This is a genomic window from Melittangium boletus DSM 14713, from assembly GCF_002305855.1.
Lineage (GTDB): Bacteria > Myxococcota > Myxococcia > Myxococcales > Myxococcaceae > Cystobacter > Cystobacter boletus.
This window is the reverse complement of sequence record NZ_CP022163.1, coordinates 6,140,631-6,153,008: the sequence shown is the minus strand read 5'-3', so window position 1 is coordinate 6,153,008 and position 12,378 is coordinate 6,140,631. Positions and strand designations below refer to the sequence as shown.

Here is a 12,378-nt window from a genome sequence, read left to right as displayed (position 1 = left end):
GCTTCATGAGTCGTCGCCCGGAAATAATCGCCGCCACGCTGGCGGGAGCGGGTGCGTTGTGCACCGTGCTCGCGCTGGCGTGCGCGGGCCGAGGGAACGTCACCCCGGCCAGCACCGAACTCCTGCCACCCGTGCCCGCCCAGCAGTTGCGCACCCCGGACATGTTCACGCGCATCACCTCGCGTCCCGAACGCTCCCGCGCCCTCTTCCTGGAAGCGAGCCGCGTGATGCTCCACCCGCGCTGCACCAACTGCCACCCCGCGGGGGACTCGCCCGCGCAGGGAGAGCTGGGACAGCCGCATGATCCACCCGTCTTCCGGGGCGCCGCCGACCAGGGCGTGCCCGGCCTCGAGTGCACCTCCTGCCACCAGGACAAGAACCTCGCGCACGCGCGCGTGCCGGGAGCACCCAAGTGGCACCTCGCGCCGCGCTCCATGGCGTGGGTGGGGCTCACACCGCACGCGCTGTGCGAGCAACTCAAGGACCGCAAGCGCAACGGAGACAAGAGCCTGGAGCAGATCATCGAGCACTCCGCGCATGATGAACTCGTCGCGTGGGGATGGGCGCCGGGTTGGGACCGGGTTCCCGCGCCCGGCACGCAAGAACAATTCGGAGCACTGATCGCCGCCTGGGTACAGGACGGCGCCGAGTGCCCGACCGAGGAGGCACGGCCATGAGCATCCATTTGAAGTTGAACGGAACCGAGCGCGAGCTCGACGTCGACCCGGAGATGCCGCTGCTCTGGGCCATCCGCGATGTGCTCGGCTTGACGGGCACCAAGTACGGCTGCGGCCAGGCGCTGTGCGGCGCGTGCGTCGTGCACCTCGACGGGGAAGCCGTGCGCGCGTGCGTCACCCCCGTGAGCCGCGCCGAGGGCCGAAACGTCACCACGATCGAGGGGCTTTCCCCCGACGGCTCCCACCCCCTGCAGAAGGCCTGGGTGGAGCTCGCCGTGCCCCAGTGCGGCTTCTGCCAGGCCGGGCAGATCATGACCGCCGCGGCCCTGCTCGCGAAGAAGCCCCAGCCCAGCGACACGGAGATCGACCAATCGATGAGTGGCAACCTCTGCCGCTGCGGCACCTACACGCGCATCCGCTGCGCCATCAAGAAGGCCGCGGGGGTGCCCTGTGAGTGAGACGACCCCCGTCGAGGAGAACCCCATCCGCCTGTCGCGCCGATCCTTCCTGGAAGGACTCGGACTGGTCGCCGCGGGCCTCGCGCTCGAGCTGACGCCCACGAGCGCGAGCGCCGCCATGCCCACGGCCTTCCCGCCCCTGCCCGACAAGGGCTTCCGGCCCAACGTCTACGTGCACATCGCGCCGGATGGGCTCGTGACGATGGTGAACCACCGCTCGGAGATGGGCCAGGGCGTGCGCAGCTCCCTGCCCGTGCTCATCGCGGACGAGCTCGGCGCCGACATGGCCCGGGTGAAGATCGTCCAGGGCGATGGCGACAAGGCCTACGGCGACCAGAACACGGACGGCTCGAGCAGCGTGCGCAAGATCTTCGACGAGCTGCGGTACGTGGGCGCCACCGCGCGCACCATGCTCGTCGCCGTGGCGGCCAGGCGCTGGGGCGTGCCCGCGAGCACGTGCGAGGCGCGCGACCACGCCGTGTTCCACAAGGGCAGCCAGCGCACGCTCGGCTTCGGAGAGCTGGCCAATGACGCCGCGAAGCTGAAGGTCCCCGAGCGCAAGAACGTCACGCTGAGGCCCCGCTCCGAGCTGCGCCACCTGGGCAAGGAGCTGCCGCTGCTGGACGGGCCGGACATCGTCACCGGGCGAGCCCAGTTCGGCGCGGACATCGTGCTGCCCGGCATGCTCACCGCCATCATCCAGCGTCCGCCCGTCGCCGGAGGCAGGGTCGCGCGCCACGACGCGACGCGCGCGCTCGCCGTGCCGGGCGTCAAACACGTGGTGGAGCTGCCCGCGCCCAAGCTGCCCTTCGCCTTCCAGCCGCTCGGGGGCATCGCCGTCGTGGCGACGAACACCTGGGCCGCGATGAAGGGCAGCGCGGCGCTCGACATCACCTGGGAGCATGGCGACAACGCCGTCTACGACTCGGAGGCGTATAAGCAGGAGCTCACGCGCGTCCTCGACACCGAGGGCAAGGTCGTGCGCGAGGCGGGTGACACCCATACGGTGCTCGCCACCGCTCAGCGCCGCCTCACGGCTGACTACCACTCGCCCCACCTGGCCCATGCCCCCATGGAGCCCCCCGCGGCGGTGGCTCGCTTCGAGGGCAACAGGTGCGAGGTCTGGGCCTGCACCCAGAATCCCCAGGCCGCTCGCACCGAGGTCGCCCGCGCGCTCGGCGTCGACGAGAGCCAGGTCACCGTCCACGTGACGCTGCTCGGCGGAGGCTTTGGCCGCAAGTCGAAGCCGGACTACGTGGCGGAGGCCGCCCTGGTGTCCCGCGCCGTGGGCGCTCCCGTGCGCGTGCAGTGGACGCGCGAGGACGACGTGCGCCACGACTACTACCACTCGACGAGCGCCCAGCGGCTCACGGCCGTGCTCGACGACAAGGGCAAGCTCTCGGCCTGGCATCAGCGCATCGCCTTCCCGCCCATCGGCTCCATCTTCACGGGCGCCACGTACGCGGGCGACAGCGAGCTGAACCAGGGCATCGTCGACCTGCCGCTCTCCATCCCCAACGTCCGCATGGAGAACTGCGAGGCGCGCGCACACACCCGCATCGGCTGGATGCGCTCGGTGGCCAACATCTACCACGCGTTCGCCGTGCAGAGCTTCATCGACGAGATCGCCCATGCGCGCGGGACGGACCCCAAGGCCACACTCCTGGAGGTCATCGGCCCGCCGCGCATCGTGACGCCCAAGGAGCTGGGCGTGGAGACGGTGCGCAACTACGGCCAGCCGCTCGAGCAGCACCCGATCGACACCGCGCGCATGCACCACGTCATCGAGCGCGTGACGGCCCTGTCCCGCTGGGACACCCGAAAGCAGGAGGGCCGAGCCCTGGGACTCGCCGCGCACCGCAGCTTCCTCGCCTACGTGGCGGTGGTGGTGTCGGTGGTGAAGGACGCGGACGAGCGCATCCGCGTGGACGAGGCGTGGATCGTCGCGGACGCGGGCACCATCATCAACCATGAGCGGGTGCGCGCGCAGATGGAGGGCGCCGTGGTGTTCGGCCTGAGCCTGGGCCTCTATGGCGCCATCACCATGAAGGGCGGCGCCACCGAGCAGGGCAACTTCCGCGACTACCGCCTGGCGCGTCTGGCCGAGGTGCCCCGCCGCATCCACGTCGAGGTGGTTCCCAGCGAGGGCCCGCCCTGTGGGGTCGGCGAGCCCGGCGTACCGCCCGTCGCCCCCGCGCTCGCCAACGCCGTCTTCGCGCTCACGGGTACCCGCGTGCGCGAACTGCCGCTCGTCCACTCCGTCCGCGTCTGAGCCGGCCACTGTCACCGGGGGATCGCCTCCTCCGGTGCCAGAGGCTCATCGACGGCGCGCTCCTCGCCCAACGCGCTCGAGGACCTGGGTGACCCGCTCGCTCCTCGACCCGTGGACGGAGAGCACTTCCACTCCCAACTCGAACGGGTCGTCGAGCAGCAACCAGGCGAGCTTCTCGTCCACCTCCGCTCTTCGCTCGGGATCTTCGTGTGCGGGTAGCTGGATGCGATCGCGCTCCTCGATGGGCACGAAGACGACGAGGTCCAGGGTCCGAATGGAGGAACAAACCCGGGCAAGCCACTCCTCCAGGTCGAACGAATCGGATTCCTCGTGAGTCAGGAGGTATCCAAGAAAATCGAGGGGGCAGCGATCGAACAGAACGTTTCGCGCGCCCTCCCCGTCCTCGAGCAACTCCATCGAGTGACGCAGCTGTTCGAGAAAGTCTTCCAAGCACGGAGGAGAAGCGAACTCGTAACCGTCCTCTTCGAGCAGGTGGTACGGCTCGTCGACGACCCGATACTCCGCGAGTCGTTCCCCAAGCGCTTCGATGAGCGTCGACTTCCCCACACGATGTGTGCCGGTCACTGCGATGCGCATACGTGCCCCCATCCCTCCTCGACGCGACAGAGGGTATCTGGAGTCGGGGGAATGAGTCGGGCTAGAAATCGGGGATGCGCCCCCCTCACCCCACCTTGCGTCTGCTCACCCTGTTGCTCGTCAGCATGATGACGATCATGGCGAGCGCGGCCATCTCGCCCTCGCTGCCGAGGCTGCGCATGGCATTCGAGTGGGTGCCAGGGATTGACCTCTGGGTGAGACTGGTGGTGTCGCTGCCGGCGCTGTTCACCGCGATGGGGGCGCCGTTGGTGGGGGTGCTCATCGACCGCTTCGGACGCAAGCGCCTGCTGGTGGCGGCGGTGGTGCTGTACGGCGTAGCGGGCTCGCTGCCGGGGGTGCTCACGTCGCTGCCGCTCATCCTGGTGTGCCGGGCGCTGCTGGGCCTGGCGGTGGGAGGGCTGATGACAACGGCGGCGGCGCTCATCGCCGACTACTACGCGGGTCCCGAGCGGGGCGTGGTGCTGGGGCGCCAGGCGGCCTTCATGGGGGTGGGCGGCTTCGTCTTCATGCTGGGTGGGGGCCTGCTGGCCGACATCCACTGGCGGGCGCCGTTCGCCGTCTACCTCTACGCGTTCTTGCTCCTCCCGCTCATCCTGTTCTTCCTGCCAGAGCCCGAGGTGAAGCGCGGTGCGGGGGCTGGCGGCGCGGGGCGTATGGCCCTGCCGTGGAACACCCTGTGGCAGGTCTACGGCCTGGCGATGCTGGGCATGATGATCTTCTACCTGATTCCGGTGCAGTTGCCCTTCCTGCTGAGGCGGCTGGGAGTGCAGTCCTCGGCGCTGGCGGGGCTGGCGGTGGGCGTGTCCACGGTGGTGGGGTCGGCCGTGTCGCTGCGCTACGCGCGGGTGCGACAGCTTCTCGGGTACCGGAGCATCATGGCGGTGCTCTTCGCGTGCATGGCGCTGGGCTATGTGCTGGTGGGATTGTCGCAGTCGTACGCGGCGGTGGTGGGGGGGCTGGCGGTGTCGGGGCTGGGCCAGGGGCTGCTGACACCCAACATGGCCAACTGGGCGGGCGAGGTGGCGCCGGAGGCCGCGCGGGGCCGGGTGATGGGCCTACTGACGACAAGCCTCTTCCTGGGACAGTTCGTCTCGCCGCTGCTCGCGCAGCCTCTGATTGGAGCGGTGGGACTGGGAGGCGCGTTCCTGGCGGCGGGAGGATTGTTGAGCGCGCTGGCGGGGACGTTCGGCGCCCTGGCGTGGCACGCGCGGCCGCGGGAGCGGAGCCCAGGGGACCAGACAGCGCAGTGAGGGATGCCACTCAACCCACGCCCCGCCCCCAGACGAGGGAGCAGCGGTTCACGGAGTGGCTAGCGAATGGGACGCATGGGCTCCGCGCGAATCACCCGCGCCGTGGCGCCCTCCGCATCCTCCACGTAGGCCACGCGCGCTTCGGTGCCCTCGCTCATGGACTCGGGCGACAGCGCCTTGCCGGCTTGCACCCCACAGGTTGTCTCATTCGTGCGCAACTTCACCGGCCCCTTGCCCCGGACATCGAGCACCACCAGCCCCGTCGACCGGAAGCTGATGACACCGGAGACCACCGTGACGCGTTCGCGGGAGTTCAACGCCTCGGTGCACACCCGCTTCTCCTCCGCCGAGAGACCCGAGCCGCCCACGCCTTCCTCCGGGCCCATGGGCTGTCCGCGCTTCACCTTCAGCTCCCGGGCCACCTGCGCGTACAACTCGTGCTTCGCTCCAGCACCCGCGTCCCCTTCCACCTCAGAGGGAAACCGTCCCGTGTCCACGGTCGCCGCACCGCCCCCGCCAGAGCTCGTCGCGACGTCGGGGACCTCGTCGGCCCCCGTGGGAGCTGGCGCCCGCACCATCTGACTTCCACACGCCACCGCGCTCGCGCTCAACACCACGCAGCCCACCCTCATCCAACGCCTCATGGTGCCTCCCCGGTGGACTGCCGTGCCTTGCCCTCTCGCGCAGTCGTCCCCCTCAGAACTAGGCACCCCTCGACACTGGGGCCACTCCCGCCCACACGTCACCGACTGATTGTGTGCAGTCAACCAACCGAGCGGCCGTTCACCCCGTAGGCTCAGCCAGACCGAGGCTTAGCGCCCAGCAGTAGAAGCTCAGCTCGTCGACGTCTTGTTCGACGAGCGCCGTCAGCGTGGTGCCGCCGCCGTGTCCCGAGTCCCGGAGCGGCAGCAGGAAATAGGGTCCGCCCCGCGTGCCTTCCGCCTGGAGCTTGGCGACCATCTTGAGCGGATCGTACGGCGGCGCGACCTGGTCGTTCAACGCCGACACGAAGGCCATCACGGGATAGCGCCGATCGGCTCGGACATTGTGATAGGGCGAGTAGCCAGCGAGATACGCGCCCTCGACGGGGTCCTCGGGCGAGCCGTACTCGACGGTCGCCGAGCTCAGGTGGCCGAAATTCGGAAAGCGCAGCATGTCGAGCGTGGGCGCGCGGCAGTAGACGGCTCCAAAAGACTCGGGCGCTTGCATGGCGGTGACAGCAACGAGCAGGCCGCCGTTGCTGTTGCCGCGCGAGACGAGCTTGGAGGGCGTCGTGTAGCCCGCCGAGACGAGCCAACGCGCCGCCGCGATGTAGTCGTCGAAGGCGTTCTGCCGCCGCGTCTTGCATGCCGCCTCGTGCCAGGCACGGCCGTATTCGCCGCCACCTCGCACGTTGGCGAAGGCGAGCACGCCGCCCAGTTTCAGCCAGGCGGCGTGGAGCGCCGAGAAGCGAGGCTCCACCGAGATGTTGAAGCCACCGTAGCCGCTCAGCCGCACGGCCTGACGCCCATCGCGAGGCACATCCTTCCGGTGGGTGATGAACATCGAGACCCGCGTACCATCGGGCGATTCGTACCAGACCTGGTCCGTCACATACTCGGACGCGTCGAGCCCCACGTCGGGCACATGGTATGGCGACAGGCGATCCGTCGCGTAGTCATACCGATAGACCGAGGGCGGCTGCACGTATGACATGAAATTCACCCATACCTCGTCGCCACTCCAGGCGCCGCTGATGCCGCTGACGATGCCCTCCCCCTCGTTGCGATTCACCGAGCCGAGGGCTGGCAGCACGAGGTCGCGAAGATAGGTGCCATCTTCGGCGTGGATGCGCACGCGATGCGACGCCGCATGCGAGTAGACGGCGTAGAGCCGACCGCCGATGCCGGCGACCGTCTGCAGCGTGTCCTCGTTTTCGTGAATGAGCGTCCGCCACTCCGTCGGCGCCGTCAGAGACGCGACGCAGAGACGACCGCGCGGCGCATCGAGGTCGGTCTGGATGAGCAGCGAGTCGCCAATGACTTGCACCTGGTTGAGCGACCGCATGGTGGGAGCCACCGGCACGAACGCGTCATCGGCGAGGCGAAGCAGATAGACGACGTTGGCGTGCACATAATCCCACTTGGAGAGCACGGCGAAGCGGCGGCACTCGCTGACCTTGACGGAACACCAGTACTCCTTCACCTGGTCGTCGCCGAAGATCCGGCGGGCCGGCACGCCCGACCCAAGCCGGTGCTCGTAGATGGCGTTCCAGTGCGCCTCGTCGCCCGCGGGCACCTCCCCCGGTTCGGGACATGCCGCATAGAAAAACCCCGACGCGTCGGGTCTCCAGGCCAGCGACGAGTGGCCCGTACCCCGGGGCCGGTCGGGAAGCAGCCGCCCGGTCTCGACATCGAGCACGTGGATCACCGCGGCATGGGTCCCTCCCACGGCCTTCCCGAACGCGACCAGCGCACCATCGGGTGACGGCACGGCGAAGACCAGTGCCTCGTCGCTCGCCCAAGTGTTGGGATCGATCATCGTCTCGAGCGGCGCGCCCTGGCCGCGCCGGAGCATGAACTTGAGCTTGTCGTCGCTGGCATCCGCCCACCAAAGGAACTCGCGTCCGCGCGGCCCGGCGGGAATTGGCGGCGAGAGCCGTGCATGGCGCGCTGAGCGAGCGACCGATGCCCGCAGCGCATCGCGTCCCGGCACCGCGCGCAGCACCGCGTGCGTGACGGCTTCCTGCGCCGCGATCCACGCCTGGGTCTCCGCCGCGTCGAGCCGTTCCAGCCAGGCGTAAGGATCGTCAAACCACCTGCCGTGCAGCGTGTAGCCGCTCTCCGGATCGCGCCGCGTCGTGGGAAATTCCAGAGCCCGGTTCAAGTTCCCCATCAGGGAATCCTACGCCGACGCGCGTCATACCCAGGAGCATCCAGGGACGGCCACTCAGCCCTGGGGTCGACACCACCCCACACGCATTGTAAAGTCGCCCCCATTCCTCTCTCTTGCTCCAAGGTCACCCATGGGCGTTGATTCCGTTCGAGGCTCGTCTTCCGGCTCCAGCCAGAGTTCGGTCAATTCGTACAACAAGACTCAAAGCGCGGAGCCCTCGCCCAGTTCGAGCGGAAACAAGGCTGCGGAGGCAACCACCCCGAGCAGCGCCTCCACCAAGCCCTTGGTGAACTTCGATCAGAGCCGTTTCGATGGGGCCAAGGCCGTCTCGTCGACGCCCGCCCTCCTCCAATCCACGCCCGTGGACAGAATGAATTTCAATCAGAGCAGCTTCGATGCGGCCAAGGCCTTCTCGTCGATGCCGGAGCTCCTCCAGCCCACCCCGCTCAATCCCACGCCTCAGACCTTCCAGCCGACCGCGAACGACCCCTTCACGGTGTCCCAGGGTCAGCTGACGTTCGACGCGGAGGGATTGGAGGATCGAGGGCGCTACTTCAGCCGCGAGGCCCACTGGCCGGGAGGTGCCTCCGGGGTCACCATCGGCCGCGGCTATGACATGAAGGAGCGGACGACGGATGAAGTCCTCGCCGATCTGACCGCCGCGGGCGTCCCCCAGGCGGATGCCGAGCGCCTGGCCCAGGGAGCGGGCCTGGAAGGCGACGAAGCCGCCGAGTTCGTCAGGGGGCTGGATGGGCTCGAGATCACCCCCGAGGCGCAGCAGGCGTTGTTCTCCACGGTGTATGAAGAGTACGTGACGGATGTCAGGCGCATCTCCAACGGTCCCTCCCAGATCGAAGCCTACGGCAACGTGGACTGGGAGAACCTGGACCCCGCGATCCAGGATGCCATCGTGGACCTGCGCTACCGGGGGGATTACACGCCCCTCACCCGCCGGGACGTCCAGCCGCTCGTCGTCGCCAATGATCTCCAGGGGCTCCATGATCTCCTCGCCGACGAGGACAGGATGATCAACGACTGGGGCGTTCCGCGTGACCGCTTCGAGCGGCGCAGGGACTTCCTGGCGGATGCGCTGGCCGAGCGCGCAACGACTCCGGCTCAGTAAGCCTCCACGTGAGAGTCTCGTTCCTGTCCGCGCTGCTGCTCGCCGGGACGCTGCTCCCTCAGTGCCGGCATGGCCCCGGAGTGGAGGTGCTGGCGGCCTCCACGCCCGGCTCGCCCGAGCCGCTCGAAGTCCCCGCGCTGCTCGAGCTTCGAGACAAACGCCTGGATCAGCTCCGGGTCTCGGCGGACGGGAGCCTGCTCTTCACCCGGTGGGCGCTCTCCGAGGACGCCTTCGACTATCGCGTGGTGCACCTGCCGGACGGAGCGCCCGTGTGGAGCGCGAAGGGCACTCCGCGCAATGGCCTCTGGACCCTCGAACTGAGTCCGGAGGGGTCGGCTGGCTTTGTCTTCCTGCCGCTCGAACGGGATTCTTCCTTCATCATCTTCCGGACCGCCGGTGCCCCCATCCCCATGACGGATGTGGAGTTCACGGGAGGCGCCTGGGCCCAGGGAGGCGGATGGTTCGGCGGCTCCAGCGGGGCGTACAACGCGGACGGCACGCGGCGTGGCAAGTCGGTTCCGGATTGGCTGAAGGTCGAGGAGGAGCTGTTCCTACCTGGAATCCGGCCCAGCACCTTGCGGTACATGCATGACGGCCACGTGATGGAATGGGATGGCCGCGGTCCGCCCACGACCGTCGGTGCTTGGCATTGCTCCCAACAGGCGAAGCAGCATCGGCTGACGCCCTCGGAGCCCGTGCGGTTCTCCGCCGACGGCCGCTACATCGCATGGGTCCTGCGGTCCACGGGGGCGCTCACCGTCTGCGATGGAGAGAGCGGTACCGAGTTCGAACTCGCCTCCCATCCGACTCCCGCCGCCTGGGTGGACAACCAACACCTGTGGTGGCTCGACGCGGGAGCCCTCGTCGGCATGGATGTCCTCACACGCGAGCGCACGCCGAGACTGTCACTGCCCGACGGTGCGAAGGCCGTCTCCCTGGCGGCCTCGACCTCGCCGCCCGCCCTGTTCGTTGGCACCGAGCAGGGACGCCTGTTCCGGCTTCCGCTGAGCCGGTGAGCGCGCCCTACCCGGCGAACCTCCCGAAGGGTACGGGGCGCGTCACTTCAGCGCGGTCACCGCGACCTTGGCGTACGTGCCATCCGCCGAGGAATCCTGAGAGTAGGCACCGAGCTTGAAGTACAGATCGACGTTGCTCCACGACGCGGTGTTGTAGGTGAACGACTTCGACGTGCCATTGACGGTGACCGTGACGGTGGAGCCGGCCAGCTTGATGACGTAATCGATGTTCTCCCCGATCGCGACGCCGCTCTTGATCAGGATTCTCTGCTCGCTATCACCGAAGTTCGTTTTGACGCCCATCAGGATGTCGCCGTTGGTCCAGCGCAGTTTCAACAACTCCGAGCCACCCGACTGTTCGCCATGGATCTGGCCGATGATGATCTGCTTGGTCGCCGGTTGCTGCAACACCTTCATCGACACGGCCAGCGTACGCGTACCGCCCATCCGCCAGGTGGCGTTGGTCCGCAGCTCCGAGCGCGGATAGTGGGAGTTGGTGGTCGAACCCGCGCCAGACGGCACGTAGAAGGTCATCGCGCCGGTCGATGAGTCGGTATAGAAATACTTGTCGGTATAGGTGTTGATCGGAGAGACCTGCTTGAACTGGAGTGCTCCGTCCAAGGTTTGCAGCTTGTAACCGGACAAGTCGAAATTCTCACCCGGTGACTTCTTCGGATCGAGCGCGTAGGAGGAGCAATTGCCCGTGCCGTTGGTCCAGATTTCCATTTCCGACAGGCTGACCCAGTTATTGACATTGCTGCCCGTGCTTTGCAGCCGCACGTACCGGGCCGACTTGTCGCCGAAGGCATAGGGCTTCAGCATCGCCGTCGTGCCGCTGTTCGTGCCGTTGAACACGTCGGACCAGGTGCGGCCGTCGTTCGAGGTCTGGAGCGTGAGGTTGTATTTGCGCGAATCGCCGTTGTACCAGGCCAGATTGGCGCACGCGATCTTGTAGCAGCCCCCCAGGTTGTATTGCAGCCATTGCGCGCCACCGCTCGCATCGGCCGACCAGCGCGTGCTCAGCGAACCGTCGTTCGCATTGACCGGCAGGTTGATGTCGCTGCCGCTGGCGCTGATGTTGGCATCTGGGATGGTCAACCTGGTTTGCGCGGCTGCGGACATCGATCCCAGTGATGCCGCGGCGACGAGCATGGAGGTGATGAACCCGCTGGTACGGCTTGACGCTTTTTGATGCGCGGAACTCTTGAGCATCTTGTCTCCCATCGTGAATCAAAGTCTTTCGAGCAGTGATAACGATAACCGAGGCCAAGAAGGAGGTAAACGGCTTTCCATGGATAAGCTGGATACCCCATGGATCGCGGAGAGGTTCGCGCCGAGCCATAGTGAGCCCATGCCTGATGCTTCCTTCCACATCAGACCCGTCAGATCGGCCGTCGATCTCGCGGCCACGACGCGGTTGTTCGAGGCCTACGCGTCCTCACTCGGAATCGATCTGTCCTTTCAGGACTTCGCGGCGGAGCTGGCGGCCATGCCGGGCAAGTACGCGGCACCCGCCGGTGAACTCCTTCTCGCGCGCGACCTTCGGGGAGAGCCGTTGGGGTGCGTTGGGCTCAGGCCGATGAGCTTCGACGGTTGTTGCGAGATGAAGAGGCTCTACGTCTCACCCCGTGCACGTGGACTGGGTCTCGGCAAGGCGCTGGTGAACGCCATCATCCGGGAGGCGACGCGGATCGGTTATCGCGAGATGCGGCTCGACACCTTGCCCACCATGGTCGCGGCCCTCACGCTCTACCGGGAGGCGGGGTTCGTGCCGATCCCGCCCTACTACGACACGCCGCTGGCGGGCACGATCTTCCTCGGGCGGCCACTCGCCCCGTGAGCCCGGGAATGGCCCGCCTCCCCCGCCCCGGCCCCCCCTCCGTTCCCTGCCGTTGACTCGAATCCCCGGACACCGGGGCGAAGCTCAGGACTTCGCCAGCCAGTCGGAGAGGATGCCCGCCAGCGTGCTGCCCAGCGCCAGCAGTTGAGGCACGGCCACCGTCTTGAAGTGCTGTGGCGGGTGACTGCGTGGCATCGACAAGACTGCCTCCCTCACAACGCCGGGGGATGCCCCTGTCACCGGAGGGTGA

11 protein-coding genes are annotated in these 12,378 nt (G+C 67.7%); 7 read left to right on the top strand and 4 right to left on the bottom strand.

The genetic code is table 11. The features are described 5' to 3' along the window. The first annotated feature begins 5 nt into the window (after positions 1–5). Genes MEBOL_RS25770 through MEBOL_RS25760 form a run of 3 tightly spaced genes read left to right on the top strand, consistent with a single transcriptional unit; the run spans position 6 to position 3,407 of the window. Entirely contained in the window at positions 6–677 is a 672-nt protein-coding gene (locus MEBOL_RS25770; RefSeq protein ID WP_095979944.1) for an Isoquinoline 1-oxidoreductase subunit, read from the top strand. Continuing rightward, positions 674–1,135, top strand: coding sequence for a (2Fe-2S)-binding protein (locus MEBOL_RS25765; protein WP_095979943.1), 462 nt, complete (start codon positions 674–676; stop codon positions 1,133–1,135). Before MEBOL_RS25770 ends, MEBOL_RS25765 begins: the two co-directional genes overlap by 4 nt. Beyond that, positions 1,128–3,407, top strand: coding sequence for a xanthine dehydrogenase family protein molybdopterin-binding subunit (locus MEBOL_RS25760; RefSeq protein WP_179956294.1), 2,280 nt, complete (start codon positions 1,128–1,130; stop codon positions 3,405–3,407). Before MEBOL_RS25765 ends, MEBOL_RS25760 begins: the two co-directional genes overlap by 8 nt. A gap of 45 nt (positions 3,408–3,452) precedes the next feature. On the opposite strand, the gene MEBOL_RS25755 is transcribed toward MEBOL_RS25760, so the two are convergent. Next, positions 3,453–4,004: an AAA family ATPase gene (locus MEBOL_RS25755; RefSeq protein WP_095979942.1), complete on the bottom strand. Its 552-nt coding sequence runs from the start codon at positions 4,002–4,004 to the stop codon at positions 3,453–3,455. A gap of 74 nt (positions 4,005–4,078) precedes the next feature. Between MEBOL_RS25755 and MEBOL_RS25750 the strand changes: the two genes are divergently transcribed. Further along, entirely contained in the window at positions 4,079–5,275 is a 1,197-nt protein-coding gene (locus tag MEBOL_RS25750; protein ID WP_095979941.1) for an MFS transporter, read from the top strand. A 59-nt stretch (positions 5,276–5,334) separates the two neighbouring features. On the opposite strand, the gene MEBOL_RS25745 is transcribed toward MEBOL_RS25750, so the two are convergent. Beyond that, positions 5,335–5,919 carry a hypothetical protein gene (locus MEBOL_RS25745; protein ID WP_095979940.1) on the bottom strand — a complete coding sequence of 195 codons (585 nt, stop codon included), beginning with the start codon at positions 5,917–5,919 and terminating at the stop codon, positions 5,335–5,337. A gap of 139 nt (positions 5,920–6,058) precedes the next feature. Then, positions 6,059–8,149: a prolyl oligopeptidase family serine peptidase gene (locus MEBOL_RS25740; RefSeq protein WP_095979939.1), complete on the bottom strand. Its 2,091-nt coding sequence runs from the start codon at positions 8,147–8,149 to the stop codon at positions 6,059–6,061. Positions 8,150–8,519: 370 nt separating this feature from the next. Between MEBOL_RS25740 and MEBOL_RS25735 the strand changes: the two genes are divergently transcribed. Beyond that, entirely contained in the window at positions 8,520–9,272 is a 753-nt protein-coding gene (locus MEBOL_RS25735) for a pesticin C-terminus-like muramidase (RefSeq protein WP_245918847.1), read from the top strand. 8 nt (positions 9,273–9,280) lie between these two features. After that, positions 9,281–10,288: a hypothetical protein gene (locus tag MEBOL_RS25730; protein WP_095979937.1), complete on the top strand. Its 1,008-nt coding sequence runs from the start codon at positions 9,281–9,283 to the stop codon at positions 10,286–10,288. A gap of 42 nt (positions 10,289–10,330) precedes the next feature. Here MEBOL_RS25730 and MEBOL_RS25725 read toward each other — a convergent pair whose 3' ends face one another. Then, a complete protein-coding gene (locus MEBOL_RS25725; RefSeq protein WP_095983007.1) occupies positions 10,331–11,500 on the bottom strand; it encodes a polysaccharide lyase family 7 protein in 1,170 nt (389 codons plus the stop codon). Positions 11,501–11,579: 79 nt separating this feature from the next. Here MEBOL_RS25725 and MEBOL_RS25720 point away from each other — a divergent pair, with 79 nt between their 5' ends. Further along, positions 11,580–12,128: a GNAT family N-acetyltransferase gene (locus MEBOL_RS25720; RefSeq protein WP_245918845.1), complete on the top strand. Its 549-nt coding sequence runs from the start codon at positions 11,580–11,582 to the stop codon at positions 12,126–12,128. Positions 12,129–12,378: the final 250 nt, after the last annotated feature.